This window comes from Campylobacter sp. CNRCH_2014_2452, from assembly GCF_025772865.1.
Lineage (GTDB): Bacteria > Campylobacterota > Campylobacteria > Campylobacterales > Campylobacteraceae > Campylobacter_D > Campylobacter_D lari_D.
The window spans coordinates 14,862-38,353 of record NZ_JAKMSX010000005.1 but is presented as its reverse complement, the minus strand read 5'-3'; the positions used below and the strand labels follow the sequence as shown (position 1 = coordinate 38,353).

General features: G+C 27.4%; 19 protein-coding genes and 1 tRNA gene. 8 read left to right on the top strand and 12 right to left on the bottom strand.

Annotation, left to right across the window (positions count from 1 at the left end):
- The first annotated feature begins 28 nt into the window (after positions 1–28).
- Entirely contained in the window at positions 29–649 is a 621-nt protein-coding gene (locus L8X38_RS04290; RefSeq protein WP_133319078.1) for a DUF305 domain-containing protein, read from the top strand.
- A 31-nt stretch (positions 650–680) separates the two neighbouring features.
- On the opposite strand, the gene L8X38_RS04285 is transcribed toward L8X38_RS04290, so the two are convergent.
- The 5 genes from L8X38_RS04285 to L8X38_RS04265 all read right to left on the bottom strand — a co-directional run bounded on the left by L8X38_RS04285 (position 681) and on the right by L8X38_RS04265 (position 9,149).
- Complete coding sequence (locus L8X38_RS04285) at positions 681–3,602, bottom strand: type I restriction endonuclease subunit R (RefSeq protein ID WP_263661390.1); 2,922 nt, start codon at positions 3,600–3,602, stop codon at positions 681–683.
- Positions 3,595–5,541 carry a hypothetical protein gene (locus L8X38_RS04280; protein ID WP_263661389.1) on the bottom strand — a complete coding sequence of 649 codons (1,947 nt, stop codon included), beginning with the start codon at positions 5,539–5,541 and terminating at the stop codon, positions 3,595–3,597. The genes L8X38_RS04285 and L8X38_RS04280 overlap by 8 nt, the downstream gene beginning before the upstream one ends.
- A 10-nt stretch (positions 5,542–5,551) precedes the next feature.
- A complete protein-coding gene (locus L8X38_RS04275) occupies positions 5,552–6,187 on the bottom strand; it encodes a restriction endonuclease subunit S (protein ID WP_263661388.1) in 636 nt (211 codons plus the stop codon).
- Positions 6,184–8,094: a type I restriction-modification system subunit M gene (locus L8X38_RS04270; RefSeq protein ID WP_263661387.1), complete on the bottom strand. Its 1,911-nt coding sequence runs from the start codon at positions 8,092–8,094 to the stop codon at positions 6,184–6,186. The genes L8X38_RS04275 and L8X38_RS04270 overlap by 4 nt, the downstream gene beginning before the upstream one ends.
- A 593-nt stretch (positions 8,095–8,687) precedes the next feature.
- Positions 8,688–9,149: a hypothetical protein gene (locus L8X38_RS04265; RefSeq protein ID WP_059110996.1), complete on the bottom strand. Its 462-nt coding sequence runs from the start codon at positions 9,147–9,149 to the stop codon at positions 8,688–8,690.
- A 343-nt stretch (positions 9,150–9,492) separates the two neighbouring features.
- Between L8X38_RS04265 and L8X38_RS04260 the strand changes: the two genes are divergently transcribed.
- Both L8X38_RS04260 and L8X38_RS04255 read left to right on the top strand, forming a co-directional pair.
- Positions 9,493–11,202 (top strand): site-specific DNA-methyltransferase, encoded by a 1,710-nt coding sequence (locus L8X38_RS04260; protein WP_257928304.1) that lies wholly within the window; start codon positions 9,493–9,495, stop codon positions 11,200–11,202.
- Positions 11,202–13,220, top strand: coding sequence for a DEAD/DEAH box helicase (locus L8X38_RS04255; protein ID WP_257928305.1), 2,019 nt, complete (start codon positions 11,202–11,204; stop codon positions 13,218–13,220). The genes L8X38_RS04260 and L8X38_RS04255 overlap by 1 nt, the downstream gene beginning before the upstream one ends.
- A gap of 88 nt (positions 13,221–13,308) precedes the next feature.
- Here L8X38_RS04255 and L8X38_RS04250 read toward each other — a convergent pair whose 3' ends face one another.
- Together L8X38_RS04250 and L8X38_RS04245 are read right to left on the bottom strand one after the other, a co-directional pair.
- Complete coding sequence (locus tag L8X38_RS04250) at positions 13,309–14,292, bottom strand: AAA family ATPase (RefSeq protein WP_059110993.1); 984 nt, start codon at positions 14,290–14,292, stop codon at positions 13,309–13,311.
- On the bottom strand, positions 14,289–14,507 hold the full coding sequence (locus tag L8X38_RS04245; protein WP_002871904.1) for a helix-turn-helix domain-containing protein: 219 nt from the start codon (positions 14,505–14,507) through the stop codon (positions 14,289–14,291). Before L8X38_RS04245 ends, L8X38_RS04250 begins: the two co-directional genes overlap by 4 nt.
- Positions 14,508–14,619: 112 nt before the next feature.
- Between L8X38_RS04245 and L8X38_RS04240 the strand changes: the two genes are divergently transcribed.
- Positions 14,620–15,279, top strand: a complete 660-nt coding sequence (locus L8X38_RS04240) for a helix-turn-helix domain-containing protein (RefSeq protein WP_002871903.1) — start codon at positions 14,620–14,622, stop codon at positions 15,277–15,279.
- Between the two features lie 291 nt (positions 15,280–15,570).
- Here the strand turns inward: L8X38_RS04240 and L8X38_RS04235 are convergent, their stop codons facing one another.
- The 4 genes from L8X38_RS04235 to L8X38_RS04220 all read right to left on the bottom strand — a co-directional run bounded on the left by L8X38_RS04235 (position 15,571) and on the right by L8X38_RS04220 (position 19,497).
- The gene (locus L8X38_RS04235; RefSeq protein WP_059110992.1) at positions 15,571–16,836 is read right to left on the bottom strand and encodes a tyrosine-type recombinase/integrase; all 1,266 of its coding nucleotides are present in this window, start codon (positions 16,834–16,836) and stop codon (positions 15,571–15,573) included.
- 175 nt (positions 16,837–17,011) lie between these two features.
- Positions 17,012–17,087, bottom strand: a tRNA-Val gene (locus L8X38_RS04230).
- Positions 17,088–17,134: 47 nt separating this feature from the next.
- Positions 17,135–18,325, bottom strand: a complete 1,191-nt coding sequence (locus L8X38_RS04225; protein ID WP_263661386.1) for a replication-associated recombination protein A — start codon at positions 18,323–18,325, stop codon at positions 17,135–17,137.
- A complete protein-coding gene (locus tag L8X38_RS04220; RefSeq protein ID WP_263661385.1) occupies positions 18,322–19,497 on the bottom strand; it encodes a YdgA family protein in 1,176 nt (391 codons plus the stop codon). Before L8X38_RS04220 ends, L8X38_RS04225 begins: the two co-directional genes overlap by 4 nt.
- A gap of 131 nt (positions 19,498–19,628) precedes the next feature.
- Here L8X38_RS04220 and glmM point away from each other — a divergent pair, with 131 nt between their 5' ends.
- From glmM to hemJ, 3 genes are read left to right on the top strand one after another with little or no spacing between them, the layout of a single operon-like run.
- On the top strand, positions 19,629–20,966 hold the full coding sequence (glmM, locus tag L8X38_RS04215; protein WP_039629248.1) for a phosphoglucosamine mutase: 1,338 nt from the start codon (positions 19,629–19,631) through the stop codon (positions 20,964–20,966).
- Positions 20,959–21,414 (top strand): signal peptidase II, encoded by a 456-nt coding sequence (gene lspA, locus L8X38_RS04210; RefSeq protein ID WP_133319071.1) that lies wholly within the window; start codon positions 20,959–20,961, stop codon positions 21,412–21,414. Before glmM ends, lspA begins: the two co-directional genes overlap by 8 nt.
- On the top strand, positions 21,408–21,857 hold the full coding sequence (hemJ, locus tag L8X38_RS04205; RefSeq protein ID WP_039629243.1) for a protoporphyrinogen oxidase HemJ: 450 nt from the start codon (positions 21,408–21,410) through the stop codon (positions 21,855–21,857). Before lspA ends, hemJ begins: the two co-directional genes overlap by 7 nt.
- 21 nt (positions 21,858–21,878) lie before the next feature.
- Here the strand turns inward: hemJ and L8X38_RS04200 are convergent, their stop codons facing one another.
- On the bottom strand, positions 21,879–23,216 hold the full coding sequence (locus L8X38_RS04200; RefSeq protein ID WP_263661384.1) for a coproporphyrinogen III oxidase family protein: 1,338 nt from the start codon (positions 23,214–23,216) through the stop codon (positions 21,879–21,881).
- 75 nt (positions 23,217–23,291) lie between these two features.
- Between L8X38_RS04200 and L8X38_RS04195 the strand changes: the two genes are divergently transcribed.
- Positions 23,292–23,483 carry a mini-MOMP protein gene (locus tag L8X38_RS04195; RefSeq protein WP_133319069.1) on the top strand — a complete coding sequence of 64 codons (192 nt, stop codon included), beginning with the start codon at positions 23,292–23,294 and terminating at the stop codon, positions 23,481–23,483.
- Positions 23,484–23,492: the final 9 nt, after the last annotated feature.

The following is a 23,492-nucleotide window of genomic DNA, read 5'->3' as shown; positions in this document are numbered from 1 at the left end:
CCAAAGTTATTTTAAAAAAAGGAAAAAAATGAAAATTAAAACTATAGTTTCAAGTTTAGTTTTAGCAAGTACTTTATTTGCTGCAAATTCTCATCATGCTCATCATGGAGCTTCTGGAAGTATTTCATCACAAATCATGATGAGTATGCATGAACCTATGATGAAAAATCCTTTAGTACAAAGCAATGACATAGAAAGAGATTTTTTAGCTAATATGATTCCACATCACCAAGGTGCTATTGATTCATCTAAGCTTTTATTAGAACATACTAAAAGTGAAGAGATGAAAAAAATCGCTCAAAATATCATAAAAGCTCAAGAAAAAGAAATCCAAGAATTTCAAGAAATTCTAGATAAAAATCTTTATACAAAAACTCAAATTGATGAAGAAACTTATAAAAAATTCGTTCAAGAAGAAAAAGAGTTAATGCAAAAAATGATGATTTTAATGAGTTCGGTTAAAGAAAGCAAAAACATCAATAAAGACTTTTTAGAAGCGATGATAGCACATCATCAAGGTGCAGTAGATGCTTCAAAACAAATTTTATTTTACTCTAAAGATAAAACTATCACTGATATTGCTAAAAAAATCATCTTAGATCAAGAAAAAGAAATTCAAGAATTTACGAATTTGTTAAAGTATATGTAAAAATAGGTAGTTTGGTAAAACTACCTAGATATCATTTTGCATTTTCATAGATCATATTAAACATTGTATTTGCTATTTTGTCTTTGAAGTCATTATTTTGAGTAAATTGTTTAAAAAGTTCCAAATTTAAATTTAAAAGATCTTGAATTTTGTCTTCTAAAATTTCATCAAATCTAATGCGCGAATTTTGCATACCTGATTTGTTAAAAGTTTCGCGTATTTCTTCATTTTTTGCTATATCATCTTTTATATCATATAAGATTTTAGCTATTTTGTCGCTTTCGTTAAAGTCTATATTTGCGTATTTGTTGTTAAAATCTTTAATGATGTTTGAAAGCTCTTCTAATTCAGCTTCGGCACTTTTACTCGAACCATCTGCAAAAGAAGGTTTTAGCTCTCCATTTCCTTGCAAAATGATATCTTGTGTTTTATCAAGTTGTAAGCGATAACTATCAAAATCCACATTATCTAAAATTCCTTTAGCTAAATCCTCTGGTTTAGGTAAGATAATCTTACTAGTAAGTTTTTTAAGTAGTATATAAAGCTTTTCAAGTTCTATATCTTCATAGGGTAATATTTGAGCTAAAAAAGAATACTCTTTAAGATAAGTCCTTGCTTTATTATAAAAATCTAATTTTTCATCATCACTTTTTTGATCAAATCTAGTTAACATTGTGTCTAATTTTGAATGAATGACATTTTCTTTTTCATTTTTTAAAATGGCATTTGTAAAATCATCTATTTCTTCTTGGGTGTAAATTTCATATTCATTTAGATTTGCTTTTAAATCAAAAATTCTATTATCATCTGTAGCTTCACTTAAGTAAGTTTGCTCATAAAATACACTAAAAGATTTTGCTATATCTTCATGGGTGTTTGCAAAGTCTAGTACGAAAGTATTTTCTTTGTTTTTGCAAGTTCGGTTTAGTCTTGATAGAGTTTGCACTGCACTTACTCCGCTTAATGCTTTATCTACATACATCGTATGTAATAATGGCTCATCAAATCCGGTTTGGTATTTTTCCGCAACGATTAAAAAACGATACTCATTTTTTTTAAACTCATCTTTTAAAGCATTTTCTGAAAAACCATTCAAACCACTTTCGCTATAAATTTCACCTTCTAAATTTACTTCACCTGAAAAAGCCACTATAGCTTTAAAATGTGGATAATTTTTTCTTAAATACTCTCTAAAAACAAGATAATACTTCACAGCATTTTCTCTTGAGCTTGTTACAACCATAGCTTTTGCTTTGCCATTTATCTTTTTAAAACTATTTTGGAAAAAATGCTCACACATGATTTGTGATTTTTGTTCGATTGTTTTTATATTGTTTTGGACATAAGCTTTTAGTTTTGCGTTTGCTCTTTTTTTATCGTATTTTGGATTGTCATTTGTGCAAGATATGAGTTTATAGTAACTTTTATAAGTTGTATAGCCTTTTAATACATCGAGTATAAAACCTTCTTCTATGGCTTGTTTCATCGAGTAAAGATGAAAAGGGATAAACATTTGTTCTCCATTAACATCACAAGGCATACCAAACATTTCTAAGGTTTTTGGCTTAGGCGTAGCGGTAAATGCAAAATAAGAAGCATTACTTTGGAGTTTTTTATTTTTTATGATTTCTAAAATTTCATCATCTAAATTTTGATTTTCATCATAGCTTTTGCTTCTTATGACTTCAGCCATTTTTTGAGCATTGCTTCCGCTTTGGCTAGAGTGTGCTTCATCGATGATGATAGCAAAAGTTTTGCTTTTTAAGGTTTTGATCTCATCTAAAATGAAAGGAAATTTTTGTATGGTTGTGATGATGATCTTCTTACCTTCTTCTAAAGCATTTTTAAGCTGTTTGCTTCCATGAGTGATGGCTTCGACTAGGTCTTTTGTCTTCTGTGAAAAAGATTTTACATTTTCTCTTATTTGCCTATCAAGCACTTTTCTATCGGTTACTACGATGATAGAATCAAAGATGTTTTTTTCAAGTCTATGTAAGCTTACGAGATTATGTGCAAGCCAAGATATAGAATTACTCTTGCCACTTCCTGCACTATGTTGTATCAAGTAGCGTTGCCCTGTGCCGTTTTCTTTTGCATGGGCGAGTAGTTTTTCTACTACATCAAATTGATGGTATCTAGGAAAGATGATGATTTCTTCGTTTTCCTTTTTCACAACTTGCACAAAATTAAAAAATAAATTAAGCAAAGTATCTTTTTTAAAGATTTTTTCCCATAAATAAGCTGTTTTTATACCATCACTTGGTGGGTTGCCTGCTCCATTTGCTAAGCCTATTTTGCCACTACCATTGTTTAAACCAAGATTAAAAGGCAAAAACGTAGTTGCATCTTGATCTAATTTTGTACTCATATAGCAAAGATCATTATCTAGTGCAAAATGCACTATAGTAAAGCTAAATATAGCTTCTTTTGGGTTTCTGGTTTTTTTATACTGATCTATGCCGTGGAAGACATTTTGTCCGGTGAAATGGCTTTTAAGTTCTATGGTGATAAGGGGCAAGCCATTTAAAAAGATCACCATATCAAGGGAGTTATTATTTTGCGTGCTATAGTGAAGCTGGCGTATGATAGAAAGGGTGTTTTGCTCGTATTTTTTCACGCTTTCTTCGTTTGCACTAGTGTTTGGTTTTGAAAAGGCTAGGTAAATTTTAATGCCTTTGATCTCCACATAGCTTTGTAAGACTTTGACTATGCCTTTGGTTTTAATCTGTGAGAAAATACGATTAAAAAGTTCTTTTTTATAATTTTGCCCACAACGCTTTTTGAGCTCTTCTAATGCTACACTTTGCGTAGCTTGTAAAAAATTCTCAAAAAGCTCTACATCTAAACATAAATTTTTATCGTAATTTTCATTTGTTCTTTTGATATAGGCATGGTTTTCTAACAAATATGATTCTATGAAATTTTCTAAATCTTTCTCTTGGTAGTTAGTCATTGTTAACTCCCTTTATTTTTTCTTGTAATATTTTTATTTTTTCTTCTGATTGTTTTAAATATTCTCGGCATTTTTTTATTTTATCCGCAAAGAATATTTTTATTCCTAATATACTACTTAAAGAAGAGAAAATAATACTTATAGCAATCTTCCATATAGGTTCTAGCCATTTATATTGTGAAGCAACAAAATAACTGCATATGCATAGAAGCATAAAAAACACAGTAATTGTAGATATGCGTAAAAATTTGTAAATTTTAAGAGTTTTTTTATTTCTTTCGAACTCTTTTATTTCATATTTAAGTTTTTCACTTCTATAGTTTTTAATTTCGTCATCTTTACTTTTATTGTTTTGTTTCAATTCTTCATTTTCTTTTTGTAGTTTATTATGTTCATTATTTACTTTATTAACTTCATTGGTTAAAGTTTCTATTTCATTTTTCATTGTATTTATTTTTTCTTCTTTAATACTATGTTGCTGGATAAAATAATCCAAATCTACGCCACTCATATTAGAAAGAGAAACTATATTATCTTCATCAATGTCTTCAGGCCTGATATCCAACGATCGAAGATCAACTAAAATTTCTTTAGCTAGTTCTTCATCCATACCTTCTTTTATTTTCTTATCAAGTTGATTATATAAATCAATATTGTGATTATGTAAATTAAGTGCTATAGATATTCTAGCTCTTACCTCAGGTTTAAAAATTAATAGTTTATTATTGTTTTTAGAGAAGTTTCCAAGTTTTAGCCATAAAATATTAGTTAAGTACATTACTTGTATTGCAATAGGAATTTTACTCTTAGAGGTAATTTTTATATATTTTGAAATACTTATATATTTATTTTCATCAGTTAAAAATAAATATTTAGAATTCTCTATAGTTGCCATATTATTTTTTCTTAATATATTTAGTTTATTTAAAAATTCTATTTTTTCATTATCAATTTCAGGCAACTTTTCTTTTATATCACTCGAAACAATGTTAAATTGTTGATTTTTTTCTAAATTAAAATCTACCTCATCAATTTCTTTTTTTAATATAGCATTTTCTCGAAGTTTTTTAAATAATTTTATTTTTTCTTCTATAATTTTTGATGTATCATTGCCGCAACGATTTCTTATTGTTTTTGCTGCATCTTTCTCTTCAATATTTTTATTGTTTATTAAAGCATTGAAGAAATTTTCTATCCGTTGTTCTTCTCTTGAAGTATAATATAAATAAATTACTTTTTTGTTCTTATTGATTTCTATAATTAAATCAAATAATTCATTTATCATCGAATTATAAAAAGTTCCGTTATATCCCATAAAATGAAAAATAATTTCCATGTTTATATAAATACTTAATTTTTCCCATCTTCTATTGTCAAACGTATCTTGATATCTTAATGCATTATATACAATTACACCATTAGATATAATATTTAATAAAGGATTATTCATATTTTTAATAATAAACCTATTAATATCATTTTCATAATTATTAAGTGTATTTCCTAAAAAATAATTAATCAATTCTTTGTTTAATATTTCTTTCTCTTTATCATCTGATAACATACCAGAATCTAAAGATGTATGTAATTGATCGATTAGTGTTTTTTCTTCATGTATAACTTTTCTTAACTCATTTTTTATACATTGAGTGTCACCGATAGCATTACAATTAAAAAATTTTTTAGCATTTGTATCGAATTGTAATTTTTTATTTTTTACCATTACTTTTAATCTTTGTTCTATAACAGCTTTAGGCATATCAAATTCAAATTCATTTTTTAGACATTCATATATTTCAGTGTTGGTAAAATTATTTAGATTTTTATCGCATATTATAAACACAATAAAAGAGTCCAATATTTCAAATAAATCTTTTCCTTGTTGTCGTAAAGAATCAAAAACCGCTAAAGCTGATAATATTTGATATTTTTCTTCCATATTTCTCCTTTTATAAATTAATCCTACCACATACGGCTTGGTTTATGAGTGTGGTTTTGTATTCTTTTATGAGTTTTATTTGTTTTTCGGTTTTTTCTATCAATAAATCTATTTTTTCGCATTTTTCATCTAAGAAATTTGCGATTTGCTCTTGCTCTTTTGGTGGTGGGACAGGCAAAGACATTTTTTTAAAATCTAAATAATCTATACTTTCTCTAATTTCCATAATGCCATAAGCATATATTTTTAAAAATTTTTGTACATTTTTAATTTGAAATAAATAAGAATAATAACTCATTAAATATTTTGGGCTATTTATATAAAAAACCAAATAAATAGGACTAACTAAACCATTATATGCAGAAACTCCTAAAGAACCAATTACGGCATTCATTTTGTTTAATACTAAATCATTAATTCTTGCAATTTTATAGCTTTGTAAATCTTCTTTTGATTTATTACCTATATTGCCTTTTTCTTCATAAGGAACTACACCGATATCTTTAATTAAAGAAAGAATAGTGTGTAACTTCAAATTTGTATTTTGTTCATTTCTTTGATTAAAAACTGCTTTTAATGGTTTAATTTCCCAATGCTCTGGAATTTCCCCAAGCCATTCTATGCCACTATCTTTGAAATTTTTCATTGCATGATCTCTTTTAAAAGATTTTGCACTTCTTTTTCTAGCTTTTCTAATTCGCTGTTTATTTCTTCTAGCTTTCTTGGTGGAGTATAGGTATAAAAGTATTTGTTAAAAAGTATTTCATAACCCACACTGGCACTATCCCAAGCTATCCAAGAATTTTTCACATAGGGTTTTACTTCTGTGTCGTAGTAGCTTTGTATGTTTGTTTTGAGTGGGATTTTTTCAGTGTTGTTGGTTTTGTCACTATCTATGATGATGTTTTCTTCACTTTTTTTGAGTTTTACACCTAAAAAGCTTATGAATTCGTTTCTATCTTCAAAATCTTGTGGGTTTTGCTCTAACTCTTGTAATTTTTCTAAGATTTTGTCTTTGTCTTTGAGTTTTGCAAATTTTTCATCTTCTTTTAAAACTTCTATACTTTTTGGCTTTTCTATGGTGATTTTAATATAGCCAAAGTCTTCATTGTCAAAAATTTTGCAGTCTTTGTTAGGAACATTTTCTAAAAATAAATTTGTGATTTTTTCTATATGTTCTTTTGTCATTTCATTTTGTTTAGAGCCTAAAGACTTTTTCATCTTAGAAAAATACTCTTCGCTTGTAGCGTTTATAAGCTGGACTTTGCCTTTTTTATGTTCTGGCTTTTTGTTGGTGATGATCCATATGAAAGTAGGAATTCCTGTATTGTAAAACATATTTGTAGGTAGAGCGACTATAGCTTCAAGATAGTCTTTTTCTATGATGTGTTTTCTTATGGCTACCATGCCACTATCTGAGTTAAAAAGTGATGAGCCATTATGCACGCTTGCGATGCGAGAGCCTAAAGGGGTATCCGTTTTCATCTTGCTAAGCATATTAAGTAAAAACATCATTTGCCCATCGCTTTTGCTTGTGATACCTACGCTAAATCTTGGGTCATTGCAAGTTGAATTTGAACCTTTCTTTTCTACACCTAGAATTTTTTGATCATTTTCCCAAGACTTGCCATAAGGTGGATTGCTAAGCATGAAATCAAATTTTTTATCTTGTTGATCATTGCTTAAAGTGGAGCCAAATTTTATATGATCTGGATCTTCGCCTTTTATCAGCATATCTGCTTTGCATATGGCGTAGGTTTCGGGGTTGATTTCTTGTCCGTAAAGATAGATGTTTGCTTTTGATTGTATAAGGCCATCAGGATCTGTGATGAATTCTTTTGACTCTGTGAGCATTCCACCGCTTCCGCAAGCATTATCATAAATAAGCCATGTCCCTTTTTTGATCTGTTCTTTTACGGGTAAAAATACAAGGTGGGTCATAAGCTCTATGATCTCTCTTGGAGTAAAATGCTCTCCGGCTTCTTCGTTGTTTTCTTCGTTGAATTTACGAATGAGCTCTTCAAAAACATATCCCATGCCAAGGTTGCTTAAGCCTTTGTGGATAACATTTCCTTTTTCATCTAAGATATCTTCTATGCCAAAATTTACCCTAGGTGAGCAAAATCTCTCTATCACTCCAAAAAGTATGTTTGATTCTTCTAGGGTGTCAAGTTGGTTTTTGAATTTGAATTTTGAGATGATATCTTTGATATTTTCACTAAAACAATCCAAATAATTTTCAAAATTTATTCTGATATTTTTTGGATCATTTAGAAGGGTTTGTAGGCTAAATTTAGAATAATTAGAAAAGCCTAGGTTGTTTCCTTGTTTTCCACCTAGTATAAAATCTAAATTTTCAAATTTATCTTTATAAGTGTTGTAAGTTTCGAGAACTTTATCTTTTGTAGGTTCTAAAACCGCATCTACTCTTCTTATAATCGTCATAGGTAAAATAATATCGCGGTATTTGCCCTTTACATAAACATCACGAAGTAAATCATCTGCCACACTCCATATAAAGTTGATAATGGGTTGGAATTGACTTTGATTCATGATGATTTCCTTTTGTTTTTATTTATAATATATTATATAAAATCATCAATAAAAATCTTATAAACAGTTTTAAAATTTAAGCTATAAATATGAAAAATCGAAAGAAATAAAAAATGGTGGTCCGATTGAGTTTTAACTAATATTTATAAAGGCTTATTTTTAGATATTTGCAGTTTTTTATATTTTTTAAAGAACCCCAAAAAGAACCCTATTTAAAATATAAAAAAGGGGAGGGTCTCATTCCGCCACTATCCCCCTCTAGCAAAATTATATCTTCTTTTTTTAATAAGAATATTAAAATAAGCCAAAATTTCAAAGTAAAGCTATTTGTAGAATTTTTAATGCAGATTAATCAAAGGAGAGGGTCTCATCCCGCCACTATCCTCCTCTGATGAGATTATTATAACTTTTTATCCTGATAATTTAATAAGAAATTTTTTTATTTTTCTTTTTGGTTCTTTTTATTCTCTTTTTAATTTTTATAAAAAGAGAATAAAGCTACATTTTATAGTAGTATTATATTAATTACAATACATACTTTTTAAGTGTTTATGCATTCTGTGATTTATTTATTGATAGTTCTAAATTGCTAACTAATTTAAATCTTTTATTTCATGTTGTAAATCTATGATTTGTGTTTGTAATTTCCAGTAGTCATCGTTAATATTTTTTTCTAGTTTTTGTACTTTATCTTCTTGCATGGTTTCTTGAAAAAGTGGAGAATAAAGTTGAGGATTTGTTTTTATATAATAGTTCAAATCTATTTCTGCTTCTTGTAATATTTCCATAGTAGTTAAACCATTTTCTATTTGTTTTTTTGAATTTGCACTAGATAAAATTTCAATTTCCATTTTTTCCTGTGGTAATACCAAAGTCATTAGATCTGACATTCCTAAAGTTTTGATTGTATTTGGATAATTTTCAGCCCATCTTTCTAATATTTTTAAAGCATAGTGAGAAATTTGTTTATTTATCCATAAATTATAAATTTGATGAAATGATGTTTCATTTAAAATAGATTCTAGTCTTTTTATATTTGGATAATTAAAATTCATAACATTCCTTTTTTGATTTTTATTTAATTACAAGTATAAAATATTTTGTCTTATAAATATAAAAATTAAGATGAAAATTTTAGTAAAAGCAGGATAGCTATTTACTCCAAAAAATGACACCATTTTTTAAGTAAATAACAAAATATTCTCTGCGAGGCTCATAGAAAAAATGATTTTTTGAGATTAATTTTTTTAATTTATGATTTGTAATTTTTATGTATATCTAAAAATATTTTAAATAATTATCTTATGTATTTTTATTATAATTTTACAAAATAAATATCATGATTTTACTCAACAAATGAATAGTAATTTATTAGATAATATTTAAGAAAGGCGTAAAATGGAAAGAAATGAATTGCAAAGCTTACAAGAATTAAAAGAAGAAGAAAAAATAAAAATTTTAGATCGTGCAAGTAATGGTATATTAGAAAAAGAAAATGCAGATTTTCTAATAAAACTTATCGATAATGCAGAAAATAAAACAGAAGTTTTGAAAATATCAGCTCTAGGTATGACTTATAAAAGAACAGGTTTTCATTTTGATGTGCGTTTGGAGAAAAATGAAGGACAAACAATAAGATATTTGAAAAAGAATGAGAATCTTAGTTTTGATCAAGGTGGAATTACTCATAAACTTATAATAGGCGATAATTATCCTGCTCTTTTAAATCTTTTAATTAGCTATAAAAACAAAATTAAAGTAATTTATATAGATCCACCTTATGGAAAAGATGATTTAGGTGCATTTGCACAAACTAATTACAACAATGCAATCACAAGAGATAATTTGCTTTCCATGCTTTATCCAAGATTAATACTAGCAAGACAACTTTTAAAAGATGATGGTGTTATTTTTTGTAGTATCGATGATAGAAATCAAGCTTATGTTAAATGTTTGTTTGATGAAGTTTTTGGGGAGGGAAATTTTTGTGGAAATATTGTTTGGCTTAAAGGTAATGCGCAAAACGACGCAGGAACAATACAGGGAAATCATGAGTATATTTTATGCTACGCCAAAAATATTACAGTTAAGCCTATTTATCAAATAAAGCAAAAAGTAGAAGTTAGAGCTTTTAAAGATGAAAAAATAGATAAATTTTACTACGAAGGCTCTGGGCTTACCACAGGTGGTGCTGGTGGAACTTTAAATGCTAGACCAAATTTAGGGTATAGTATTTATTACAACTCGCAAACTAAAGATTTTTTTGCTAAAAACGATTACGATAAAGAATTAGCAAAAGTTAGTAATAGTGAAGAAGAAGTTTATACAAGTGAATTATCTTTTTTAGAGAAGGGTTATGAGGTAATCCGTCCTCCAAAAAAGGGTGTTGGACTTGGGTGTTGGACTTGGGCGTTGGATAAATTTAATGCTTCTAAAAATGATATACTTATCCGTAAAAATAGTAATGGTTATACTGTTTTGAAAAAAGAATGGTTAAAGTCCAGCCAAGTGAAGAAAAATGAAAAAGGTGAATATTATGCTGTGATAGAAAAAGAAAATCCTCCAAAAAGTTTTATTGATTTTGTTGGCAGCGGAGTAGGAACAAATGTTCTAACTAGTATTATGAGTAATAAAATATTTAATAATCCAAAATCTACAAATTTAATTAACTATCTTATTAAAATTTCCACAGATAACGAATCTATCATTCTAGACTTCTTTGCAGGCAGTGGAACTACAGGACATGCTGTTTTGGAATTAAACAAACAAGATGGTGGTAATAGACAATTTATTTTAGTTACTAATAATGAAATAACAGATTTAAATCCAAATGGAATTGCCCTAGATGTTACTTCAAAGCGTTTAAAAAGAATCATGAGCGGAGAATGTTATGATGAAAGTAAAGATTTTAAATGGTTAGAAAAAAATACTCCTTATGGAGATAGCTTAGAAGTTAGTGAAATTCAAAGTATTGCTTCAAGCGATCATTCAGTTTTTGAAAAAATAGATGAAAAACTTTATGGAAAAGATTTTGAAAATATCCATGATAAAATAGAATGGATATGCAAAGAATTTGAGCTAACTTGCAGAAAAATAGAAGGTGAATGATGAAACAAGAAATTATAGAATTACAAAATGAAACTGTAAATTCCTTGTTTAATTTAGCCATGCAAGGGAAAGAAAATATCACCTTAAAAGCACCCACTGGAAGTGGTAAAACATATATGATGGCAAGCTTGATGAATAAAATGCTAGAAATTGATGATGATTTTATTTTTATAGTTTCTACTCTTTCTAAAGGAAAATTAGCAGGACAAAATTTTGAAAGTTTTGCAAATTTATCTTTAAATACTTTTACAAAATTAAACCCTTTTTACATTAGTAGTGGTGCAGAAAATACAAAAAATACAGAATATAGTCTATATATTGATATAAATCATAATGTGTTTGTTTTGCCTACTTCACAATATACTAAAGCAAGTAGAATTAGTAAAGAAAAAAGCTTATTAGTATTTTTAGAAACTTGCAAAAATCTAGGTAAAAAAATAATTTTAATAAGAGATGAAAGCCATATAGCTACAAATCTGCTAAATGAGTTATCAAATTATTTTACTCAAGTTATTAACTTTTCAGCTACTCCTAAAAACGATCAATTTGATGTTTGTATATCAGAAAACGACGCTGTTAGTGCAAATTTGATTAAAAAAGTAGAATATATAGAAGATGAAGAAGATTTAGAAAGTGGATTAAGCAAAGCTTTATATAAATTTAAAAGCATTAAAGAAGTTTATAATAAAGAAGGGATAGTTCCTGCTTTTATAATACAAATTTCTAATCAAAATAATGCAGAATATGAAATGGAAATCATCAAAAAAGTTTTGAAAGAAAAAGATTTAAAATGGGTATGTTTTGTAGAAAAAGAAAATGGCTATGAAAGTAATAGTAGATTAGAAAAAGTAAAAAATAAAAGCCTGTGGCAAAACTATGTTAAACAAAATGATTTTCCTATTGACGTTGTAATCTTTAAAATGGTTATAACAGAAGGCTTTGATATGCCTAGAGCTTGTATGCTTTATCAAGTTAGAAATTCGCAATCTAAACAACTTGATGAGCAAGTTATTGGGCGTATAAGGCGTAATCCTTGTTTAACATATTTTGAAAAATTAGATAAAAACACTCAAGAAATTTTTAGTACAGCTTATGTTTATGGTATAAAACCTAAAGAAGATCAAAATAAACGCACAATAGTGAAATTAAAGGGCGAAATTAATAAAGGTTTATTTGAAAACGAAATAATTAAAGAATTTGCTCCATTTAAAATCACTGTTCTTAGAGAAGTTGCTTTAGATGATATAGATATATCAGATTGTATTAACAATGATATAGAATACTATAATGAGTCTATTTTTAAAGCTTATAAAAAATTTCAATCTTGTAGTGATAAAGTAAAAGAAAAGCAAAGAGATTTTGTTACAGATTTTAATAAATGGTTTGTGTTTAATGCTAATTTAGATAATATCAGCAATAAAGTAAGTTCTGTTGTTGAAGATTATGAAAAATATGGAGATGTAGTTGAAGTTCAATTAAGAGATGATATTTATAGTTTTTTTGATAGCAATGGAAGTTCAGTTATATTTACTGATTGGATATGGGAAAGTAAAGGGAGTAGATTTCAATTTGATAGTGAAGCTGAAGAGGAGTGGTTTACAATCCTTGCTAATTTAAAAGATATATGTTGCAAAAAAATAAAAATTAATAATGTAGAAGTTTCTTTATTTGGTAAGAATTTCATAGATAAATCAAATATTAAATTTGATTATTATCACACAAGAAAACACACAAGTTATCCCGACTTTATCTTTAAAGATAAGCAAAATAAAATTCATATTTTTGAAGTAAAAAGTGTAAATAAAAGTAGTTCTTCAAATATAGATGAGACTTCATATAAAGAAAAAATTAAAAAGCTAAAAGAAGCTTATATTTATGCAAGTGAAAAAACAGGGTATATTTTTTACCTTCCCGTGAAAATTGGTGATGATTGGAAAATATGGAAATGTGAAAATGGAGTGGTTGAGGAAAATATAACTGAAGAAATGTTTGTTGAATATATGAGAGGTAAAAAGTAGGGTAGGTTATTTTGATTTTTGTTAGCATGTGATAGTTCTTGAGTATGAGCGAATAGTTTTACTTAAAGAACTATCAAATCAAGATTAATTATAATATCTTAAAAATTTTCCTCTTTCCACCTTTTTCTTGTGCTTCATAAAAAATACTCCAATAAATGTTTTTATATTTATCTAGCAGTTTCCATAAAGCATTTCTACCTACTATTTCTACATAATCTTGTTCAATTTTCTTTTTGATTTTACTTGCTAAATCTTGCTGACAAATACCATTTTTGTTTTCATTAAGAATTTCTTTAACGAGATTAAGGGTAATTTGTGTTTTATGATTTTCTGCAAATTCTAAATAATCCACAAATTCAAATTCTAAATTTGATGTGTTTATTTTAAATGCCTGAGATTTTGTAGCAAATCTTCTTTTTTGAGGCTCTAAAAGAATTACAAACTCTTCGTCTGCTTTAATATCTTTTTTATGTAAAAAATATCCTTCATCCACACTATCTAAAAAAGTTGTTGCACCTTTGTAGGCTTTATTATTTTCATCTGGTTTTTGTTTTGGTTGATGATGCAGAAAAATAATAGTAGCTCCATTATCTCTTATTTTTTGCAATTCATCAAAAACCTTAATCATTGTAAAGTCTTTATTAAAATCATCTTGAATAAAATTTCTAATGCTATCAATTACAATTAATGTGTTTTTTAAATCTTTAGCTTTTTTTAAATCTCTAAAAAGACTAAACTTATTTGTATTGTTAGAAAAAAAATAATAAAAATTTGAACTTTTTAAAAATTCACTTCCTTTTCGTTCTTTCAATATTCTTTCATTATTGTCGCCATCAAAATAAAATATACGATCTACTTTGTTATTATCAAGCAGATATTTACTTAAATATAACATAAAATAACTCTTACCACTTCCTGCACTAGCATAAAACATTACTAAAGACTGTTTTACAAGAAAACTATCTATCAACCATTCAAAATCAATGTTTTCTAGTTTTTCTATATTTACTTGCTTGAAATTCTTTTCAAAAACAATATCAAGTAGTAGCTTGTTGCTCTTTATAGAATTCATAAATTCCCTTTGACCATGTTTTTATCTAGCCATATTTCAATCTCACTTCTTTTATATAGAATTGTTTTTCCTAATTTAATAAAAGGCAAGGAGTTAGCTTGATTTTGATTTTTTTGCATACGCATTTTATATTGTTTACTAAGACTAATTCCAAATTCGCATTCTAATTGCTTAGGGGTTAAAAAATTTTTGTTTTTTGGTTCTATAATTTGCATGTATTATCCTTTATATTTTCATAAAATAATAATTTATTTTCTAAAAATTGTCAATAATTATCATTAAATTTTTTTATTTTCTTTAAAATTATTTTATTGTAGAATATATTTTATGAAAACGATAGGTGAAAAATTAAGAGATTTGCGGAATGCTTACGGATTAAGCCAAAGAGAATTTGGAGAAAAAGTAGGTATTACTAAAGGTAGTATCAATTCTTATGAAAACAATGTAAATTCCATTACTCAAGGTGCAAAATGGAAAATTTTGCAAGCAACAGGGATAGGGTTTGAATACTTTGATTCTGATATGACGCTAAGTGAGGCCTTTAAAAAATACAATATAGATATAAGTAAAAAACTTGAATTTAAGAAAATAGAAGAAAGTATTTGTGCTATATGTGATGGAGTTAAAAACTATATAGATGGAAAATATTTAGAAACATTTAATATAAAATCATTATTTTTAAATCATTTATTTGATGGTATGGGATATTTTGATTTGTGTTTTTTAAAAGTAAAACATAATGAATTAGAGCCTTATGCAAAAAATGGTGATATTTTAGTTGTATCAAGTAATAAAAATGCTGAAAATGGAGATAAAATCATCATTAATTACAAAGAAAATATTCTTATAGTTCAATATTTTCATGAGTTTGATAAAATAATACTTAAAACTATGAGTGGAGAAGAAATAAAATTTTATAATAGCGAATTTAGTGATTGTGTAGACATTTTAGCAATTATAAAAGGTAAATTTTATTTTGAAGTATGATTTATTTACTAAAGAGATAGAAATGAATAAAGGGCTTAGAATTCTTAAGCTTTACAATGAGTTAGGAAAGCTTTTATAAGGTAAAGAAGTATTGAATATTTAAAAAAATTATGTTAAACATTCTAAAAATTTGATAATCTAAAAAATTTGATTTTATGGATAATTTTCCTACAGAAAGTAAAAAGAAAATTTTATAATCTGTTTCAAGTTTTGTAATATAAGGTTTTATACTCTTTTTAATGAAATTAAAAAGAGTATAAAAATAATTATGAGAAATAAAATATAATATATTTATATTCCTAAAAATTCTAAATTATTTAAATAATCATCATACCATTGTAAAAGTTTTCTTTTTTGAATGATGGTTGCTTTTTCTCTTTCATAAGAAAATTTTATTTGATTAAGTTCTTTATGTGCTAAAACGCTTTCAATAACTTCTTCGCTAATATTTAATTTTAAGAGCTCTGCCTTATGTTGAGAGCAAATAGTTCTAAATGTAGCTCTAAAACCATGAGAACTAGCTCGCTTGTGCCATTTATTTTTACCTCCTAAATTTTTAATGGCTTTACCTATGCTATCTCTATTAATATGTCCTTGTATGGTTTGTGCAGGAAAAACAAAATCGCTAATTTCTCCGCTAAATAAAAATTGCTCTTTTAATACCTTAATCATTGTTTTTGTAAGTGGAATTTCATGTGCAATTTTTGTTTTTGTTTCATTTGCTGGTATAGTCCAAATTTGTTTTTCAAAATCAATATTAGCCCATTTTACACTAGCAGTGTTAAAAGGTCTATTGATACTAAGAATTTGTAAATACAAAGCCCTTTTTGTTTGTTTTTCCATTCTATTATCTTGCTTTAGATCTTGAATAAATTCTTTTAAATCTTCTGATTGAATTAAGGCAGGGTATCTTGTATCTATATTATGGTTGTTTTGAAATCTTTTAGAGGAAGCAAAGTTATCTTTTAAGCCATCGCTAGGATCAAAATCAATATATCTATCTTTTAAGGCTATTCTAAAAATACCCTGAACATGATTGATTAAACGGTGTATGGTTTCTAACCTACTTGTATAAGGATTATTTGGATTATAAATAGCATTAAATATAGATAATAAATCACTATATTTTATGTTTTTTACATCTAAATTTCCTAAACTTGGCATGAGATATTTTTCTACCATTTGTATAATTTTTTTAACATAGCTATCGCTAAGACATTTTTTTTGTTTTTGATCTATATAAAGAATAAATAAGTTTTTAAACTTATATTTATCATTTCCATTTTTTAGTAACCGTATATCTTTACATTTTTCAAATTCTTTTAAAAACTGAATAGCTTCTTTTCTAGCTTCAGCTACACTATAAATTCCTTCTCTAAATTCTTTAAGTTTTGTGTATTTGTCATTAATTTTAATACTAAAAGTTTTTTGGCCACTAGGATATACAAAAATATAAAGCTCTTTTGGATTACCTACAGCTTTTTTGTATCGTTTATCACTAGGTTTTAAATTTCTAATATCTTTATCTTGTAAGCTTTGTTTTGCTATGTTTGCCATTATTTTCCTTTAAAGAACCCTATTAGGTTTTAAGAACCCTAATAATGATCTTAATTAATTGAAAATAATTATAACACAAAAGAAATTAATTGAAATCAAAGATCATTTAGTTTGTTTATATATAGCATTTTGAAAGCATTTTTTGGAAATTAAAGAAATCGAAAGAAATAAAAAATGGTGGCTCCGATTGGACTTGAACCAACGACCACCACCATGTCAAGGTGGTGCTCTACCAACTGAGCTACGGAACCTTAAAAAACAAAAATTATATAAAAATATTTTTACATTGTGCTTAAAATCACTTTTTAATTTTTTTCATATCATTTAACCATAAATCTAGCTGTGCTTCAAAACCTATACCTTTGCTATGATAAAATTTCAAATCTTTTTCTAGGTATCTTTGCTTAACCCATCCTCCAAAATCATGTGGATAAAGGTAGTTTTTTCTTTGTGGGTTATTATTATCAAGATAAGGAAGTATTTTTAATGCAGGATTATTTTGTACATAATTTAGTGCTTCATTTATAGCAAGATAGCTTGAGTTTGACTTAGGCGAACTTGCTAAAAATACCACACATTGAGCTAAGATGATCCTAGCTTCAGGATAGCCTATGTTTTTTACTGCTATGAGTGTGCTTGTGGCTAGGTTAAGTGCTTGTGGGTTTGCATTTGAGATATCTTCACTTGCAAATATCACTAATCTTCTAGCGATGAAATCCGCACTTTCGCCCCCATCGATCAGCCTCGCAAGATAATACAAACTCGCATCCACATCACTTCCTCTTAAACTTTTTATCATAGAACTAGCTAGTCTATAGTGTGTATCTTTACTTGAAGTGCCATCGCTTAAAACATTTGCTCTTAATTTTTTTAAAGTTTCAAGTGTGATATGAGTGCTATCTAAAGCCAAAGCAAACTCACATAAATTTAAAAAGCTTCTTGCATCATTTGCACTAGAAGTGATTAAAAAGTCTTTAGCATCATCATCGATTTTACATTGGAGTTTTTCTTGCACTTTTGTGGCAAGTTTTTCTAAGTCTTTATACTCTAAACCTTTAAATTCAAAAAGCATACTTCTGCTTCTTATGCCTGAAGTTAAAGTAAAGTAGGGGTTTTCAGTGCTTGCGCCTATGAAAAGGCATTTTTGATTTTCCAAAGGGATTAAAAGCATTTCTTGTTGGGTTTTTGAAAGCCTATGTACCTCATCAATAAATATCAAAGGTTTATATAAAGAATTTTCATAATTACTTAGTATTTTTCTAAGCTCTTCAAGTTTAAAATTCCCTCCATCAAATTCATAAAAATCAAGTTTATACTCATACGCTATTGCTCTTGCAAAAGAAGTCTTCCCGCAACCTGCTGGGCCAAAAAATACACTATGAGGGAGTTTTGAAACTTGTATGAATTTTTTAAAAATTTTTACTAAATTTTCTTGTCCTAAAACCTCATCTAAAGTTTTAGGACGAAAAGTTAAGCTTAAATTTGTCATTGTGGATTTATGGTAAGTCTTTCACCATTAATGATAGTTGTAACATCACTTTTATTAGAATCATCATAGATAAAATCAAGCATATAAGAGCCATTATTATCTACGAAATAAGTATCAAAATTTGCAAAATCAGGCCAAATTTGACTAGGAAGAATTTCTGTGTTTGCATGAAATTGTGATTTTATATTGTTTTCAGTGAAAATAGTTTGTCCATTTGCGTCAAATTTTTTACCTTCTTTTTCAAAACTTAGATTATTTAAGATGATTTGTGGGTTTGCTTTTAAAAACTGACTTGCCAAAAGCATCATAGAAAAAATATCAGTGTTTGAATTTTGCATTAAGCTATCATAAGCTTTTTTAGAAAGATTATTAAAATTCATATCTAAATTAATATTATTTAGCATAAAGTTTTCGTTTGCAAGGTTAAATTTAGCTAAATCTAGTTTTAAAACACTATCATAATCGTTTTGAGTATTTTGAGCTGTTTTTGCAAAAATTTTTAATTTATCAAAGTCAAAAGCAATAGAACTTATAAAACTAGCACTATCAATGCTTATATTTTGCTCACTATTTCTACTAGGACTAAAGATATCATTAAAACTTAATTTTTGTATAGGAAATTCAGAAATTTTGATATTTTTTGCTTCTAATTTTTCTTTATGAGATAGTTGTTCTAATAAAACATAACCTAGATTAAGTTCCATATTTTTTACAAATTCATCAGAACCTATAATCTTAAATGATGTATTATTTAAAACTAAATTTGTATTATTGCGTGTGAAATTAATATCATTTATTTTTGCATTGATGTTAATGTCACCACCTTTGACGCTAACTAAGATTTTAAAGATTTCTTCGTTTGGAAAAATGCCTTTTAAGTCTTCATTTTCATTTAAAATAGAAACGATAGCATTATTACTTGCAAAAAAATTATTGGAAAAATCCACATTCACTTTAAAACTATAAGGTAAATCATTAAGTGTAGCTATAAAACTTCCTTTGGAATTTAAAAGTCCTTTAGTGTAATTAGTATCTTCAACATTATAATATGCTGTATCTTGACTCATTTGTGCAAAGATTTTTTCATTGATTGAGTTAATATAAGAAGCTGAGGTAAAAAACCCTATAACCAGTAAAATTACTACTACAACCCCTGCGATGATTTTTTTCATTCATTTTCCTTAAGTGAAATTTTAAAAATTATATATTTTTATTACTAACTAATGCTTATAAAATTCTCACATTTATACATTACTTAACTTTTTTACTTATAATTGCACTATTTAAAATCAAAGGTAAAAAAATGAAACTTTTTGGAACAGATGGAGTACGCGGTAAAGCGGGGGAGTTTTTGGATTCATTTTTAGCAATGCGTTTGGCTATGGCTGCTGGAATTTATTTTAAAGACAAAGCCCTTACAAACAATATCTTAGTAGGAAAAGATACAAGAAGAAGTGGTTATATGATAGAAAATGCTATCGTTTCAGGACTTACTTCTATAGGTTATAATGTTATAGAAATAGGCCCTATGCCAACACCTGCTATTGCGTTTTTAACTGAAGATATGCGTTGTGATGCAGGGATTATGATATCAGCTTCACACAATCCTTACTATGATAATGGCATTAAATTTTTTGATGCACACGGAAATAAACTTGATGAGCAAGCAGAAGCAAAAATAGAAGAAATTTATTTTAATGATAAACTCATAGAAGAAGCAAGAACAACAAAATCACAAATTGGTCAAGCAAAAAGAATTGATGATGTGATAGGAAGATATATTGTTTCTATAAAAAATTCTTTTCCTAAAGAGCTGACTTTAAAGTCTTTACGCGTTGTGTTAGATGTGGCTCATGGAGCTTCTTATAAGGTAGCACCTACGGTTTTTAAAGAACTTGGTGCAGATGTGATTGTGATCAATGATAAGCCAAATGGTTTAAATATCAATGAAAATTGCGGGGCTTTACATCCTTTAAATTTAGCTTTAGAGGTAAAGAAATTTAGAGCAGATGTGGGTTTTGCTTTTGATGGGGATGCGGATCGTTTGGTTGTTGTGGATGAAAAAGGCGAAGTAGCTCATGGAGATAGTCTTTTGGGTGTTTTAGCTTTATTTTTGAAAAAACAAGGCAAGTTAAAATCAAGTGTAGTTAGCACTATAATGAGCAATGGTGCTTTAAAAGAGTTTTTAACTAAACATAAAATCACACATGAAACTTGCAATGTAGGCGATAAATATGTACTTGAAAAACTCAAAGAATGCGGTGGAAATTTTGGTGGTGAGCAGAGTGGGCATATTATCTTTAGTGACTATGCAAAAACTGGAGATGGTTTGGTAGCTGCTTTACAATTTAGTGCTTTAATGCTAAGTGAAGCAAAAAGTGCAAGTGAAATTTTAAATCAAGTTAAACCTTACCCACAGCTTTTGCATAATCTTAAAATTTCAGAGAAAAAAGACTTAAGCAAGCTTGCAGGCTTAGAAGAATTGAAAAAAGATTTAGAAAAAAAAGGAATTGCTAGTTTGTTTAGGTATTCAGGTACAGAAAATTTAATACGCTTATTACTTGAAGCAAAAGATATTAAGCTTTTAGAAAAAGAAATGAAAGCTGTTGAAAGCTTTTTTATGAAAGCATTGAATGCTTAAAATTTTATCTTTAAAATTTTGGCTTGTTTTTGCTTTAGTTTTTATACTAGATCAAGTAAGTAAGTATTTGTTTTTGCAAGGGCTTGAGTATAAGGGTGAAATTTTTGATTTAGTTTTAACCTATAATACCGGTGTAGCCTTTTCAATGTTTGCATTTTTAGGAGAGTATTTAAAATACATACAACTTGTTTTTATTTTGGCTTTGTTTGTGTATTTGCTTTATCAAAAAGAATTTTTTAAAACACATTTGATCGCTTTTGCTATTATGCTATCTGCTGGGTGTTCAAATTTACTTGATCGCTTTGTGCATATAGGTGTGGTAGATTTTGTATTTTGGCATAAGTGGTTTGAATTTGCTGTGTTTAATTTAGCTGATGTGATGATAAACATTAGTGTAGCTTTGATTTTAATAAAAGAAATTTTTAATAAAAAAGGAGAAAAATGTTAGATTTTTTAACTGACTGGTATTTGTGGATTAAAATGGTGCATTATTTAGCTTTTGTTTCTTGGATGGCTGGATTGTTTTATTTACCAAGACTTTTTGTCTATCATACAGAGCATAAAGATAATAAAGGCTTTGTAGAAGTGGTAAAAATTCAAGAAAGAAAATTGTATTTTTATATCCAAACTCCTGCGATGATAGTAACTTTAATAAGTGGAAGTTTGATGTTGCATGTAAATAAAGTTTTGATGGTTGGATCAGGATTTATGCATGCTAAATTAACCTGTGCTTTGCTTTTGATTATTTATCATTTGCAAAATTATTATTATTTAAAACAACTTCAAAATGATACTTGCAAAAAGAGTGGGAAATTTTTTAGAGCTTATAATGAAATTCCAACGATATTATTTATAATTATCGCTATTATGATGGTGGTAAGACCATTTTAGTAAAAAGCCTTTAAAGGCTTTTTATCCTTTAAACTCCATACTTTTAAAATCAAGTGGATCAACATTTTCTTGCATGATATTAATGTGTTCTTTATCTTGTAAGCGTTTATTATCTCTAAATACAGCACGCACTAAATCCATACCAGTGTAAAAATCTTTCATTAATACCATAAACAAATAACGCCCAAATTCACTTGTGTATAAAGTATTATTTTCTTTTTTTATAGCCTTGCTTAGCTTAAGACCTAAAAGTTCTATGAAAAGATCTTTTTCTAAATTGCAATCTAAAGTTTTGTTAAATTTATCAATCTCGATTTTACCTGCAAACATTTCAGTTAAAAAGACATATTTGATGATTTCTTTTTTACCAAAATTAGCTTTAGCAATATTTGCATTTTGCTTTTCTTTGATGAGTTTAGAATAATCATTTAAATTAAAAGCATTGATTAAAAGCTCTCCATCTAAAAAGCTAAAAGCCCCACTCCCCACGCCTAAATACTCATGATGGCTACTTACATACTCATCATTAAAGCTACTTTTTTCTAAAGAAAATGACCATGCATTATTTCTTTCATAATCTTTGAAAAAATCTATAATGATTTTATAAAACTCAAATTCATTATCTTTAAAACTTACTCCTAGAGTTTTTGCGATATTATCTTTTGTGAGGTTTGATTTCATTAAAGGATAAGTTGTGATTTGTTGAGGTTTTAAATTTTTGGCTATTTCTAAATCATTGAGTAATTGCTCTTTAGTTTGAGAAGGAAAGTTAAAAATCAAATCAATACTCATAATAGGAAGCACACCTATAGCTTTAGAAAGCTTTTCTTGAAGCTCTTTGCTTGAGCCAAATTTATGATATCTTGCTACTTTTTTTAAAGTATCATCATCAAAACTTTGTATACCACAACTTAAACGATCTATAAGCCCTTTAAACATTTCTAGCTTTTTAGGTTCGATATGATTAGGATCGCTCTCACAAGAAATTTCTTTAATATTAAATAATTTTTTGCAAAGTTCTAAAGTTTTAGCAAGTTCTTCTTCATTAATTAAAGTAGTACCACCACCCACATACATAGAAGTAAAATCAAATCCTTTGTCTTTGATTTGTTTGATTTCTTCTCTTAAGCTTTCAAAATATCTTTTTGCTAAATCTTCACTATAATAATACTTATGAAAACTACAATATGGACAAAAAGTATGGCAAAATGGTATATGAGCATAGAGCATATAAGATTTTTTTGGATTAACTTTTTTTTCTTGTCCTTCTTTTAAAAGTTTCACATCAAAACCATTCTCTAAAGATTTTTGCATGGCTTTATGTGAGTAAGAAAGAGCTAAGTTTTGTAAAAAATTCATATTTTTCCTAAAAATTTCATTTTGTAGTTATTTAAAAAGACTATAATTGTATCATATTTTTACAAAGGCTTTATAATGAAAAATATTTTTATAGCATTTTTTATATTTTTATTAGGGCTTATAAGCGTGTCAAATTCTGCACCTTTAGATGAAATTTTTCAAGATGTTAATGTTTCAGGTAATATGCGTTATCGTTTTGAGCATAATAGCCCAAAAGATAGAGGAAATAATAATTTTAATCAAAGAATTCAAATTCAAATGCATTAACAACTAAGC

What these genes read in the sequence shown, in the direction of transcription:
- hemJ (WP_039629243.1), top strand. Translation starts at nt 21,408, where the DNA reads ATGTTAGATTTTTTAACTGACTGGTATTTGTGGATTAAAATGGTGCAT.
- L8X38_RS04255 (WP_257928305.1), top strand. Translation starts at nt 11,202, where the DNA reads ATGAAACAAGAAATTATAGAATTACAAAATGAAACTGTAAATTCCTTG.
- L8X38_RS04240 (WP_002871903.1), top strand. Translation starts at nt 14,620, where the DNA reads ATGAAAACGATAGGTGAAAAATTAAGAGATTTGCGGAATGCTTACGGA.
- L8X38_RS04260 (WP_257928304.1), top strand. Translation starts at nt 9,493, where the DNA reads ATGGAAAGAAATGAATTGCAAAGCTTACAAGAATTAAAAGAAGAAGAA.
- lspA (WP_133319071.1), top strand. Translation starts at nt 20,959, where the DNA reads ATGCTTAAAATTTTATCTTTAAAATTTTGGCTTGTTTTTGCTTTAGTT.
- L8X38_RS04270 (WP_263661387.1), bottom strand. Translation starts at nt 8,094, where the DNA reads ATGAATCAAAGTCAATTCCAACCCATTATCAACTTTATATGGAGTGTG.
- L8X38_RS04225 (WP_263661386.1), bottom strand. Translation starts at nt 18,325, where the DNA reads ATGACAAATTTAAGCTTAACTTTTCGTCCTAAAACTTTAGATGAGGTT.
- L8X38_RS04250 (WP_059110993.1), bottom strand. Translation starts at nt 14,292, where the DNA reads ATGAATTCTATAAAGAGCAACAAGCTACTACTTGATATTGTTTTTGAA.
- L8X38_RS04290 (WP_133319078.1), top strand. Translation starts at nt 29, where the DNA reads ATGAAAATTAAAACTATAGTTTCAAGTTTAGTTTTAGCAAGTACTTTA.
- glmM (WP_039629248.1), top strand. Translation starts at nt 19,629, where the DNA reads ATGAAACTTTTTGGAACAGATGGAGTACGCGGTAAAGCGGGGGAGTTT.
- L8X38_RS04220 (WP_263661385.1), bottom strand. Translation starts at nt 19,497, where the DNA reads ATGAAAAAAATCATCGCAGGGGTTGTAGTAGTAATTTTACTGGTTATA.
- L8X38_RS04235 (WP_059110992.1), bottom strand. Translation starts at nt 16,836, where the DNA reads ATGGCAAACATAGCAAAACAAAGCTTACAAGATAAAGATATTAGAAAT.
- L8X38_RS04195 (WP_133319069.1), top strand. Translation starts at nt 23,292, where the DNA reads ATGAAAAATATTTTTATAGCATTTTTTATATTTTTATTAGGGCTTATA.
- L8X38_RS04285 (WP_263661390.1), bottom strand. Translation starts at nt 3,602, where the DNA reads ATGACTAACTACCAAGAGAAAGATTTAGAAAATTTCATAGAATCATAT.
- L8X38_RS04200 (WP_263661384.1), bottom strand. Translation starts at nt 23,216, where the DNA reads ATGAATTTTTTACAAAACTTAGCTCTTTCTTACTCACATAAAGCCATG.
- L8X38_RS04280 (WP_263661389.1), bottom strand. Translation starts at nt 5,541, where the DNA reads ATGGAAGAAAAATATCAAATATTATCAGCTTTAGCGGTTTTTGATTCT.
- L8X38_RS04245 (WP_002871904.1), bottom strand. Translation starts at nt 14,507, where the DNA reads ATGCAAATTATAGAACCAAAAAACAAAAATTTTTTAACCCCTAAGCAA.
- L8X38_RS04275 (WP_263661388.1), bottom strand. Translation starts at nt 6,187, where the DNA reads ATGAAAAATTTCAAAGATAGTGGCATAGAATGGCTTGGGGAAATTCCA.
- L8X38_RS04265 (WP_059110996.1), bottom strand. Translation starts at nt 9,149, where the DNA reads ATGAATTTTAATTATCCAAATATAAAAAGACTAGAATCTATTTTAAAT.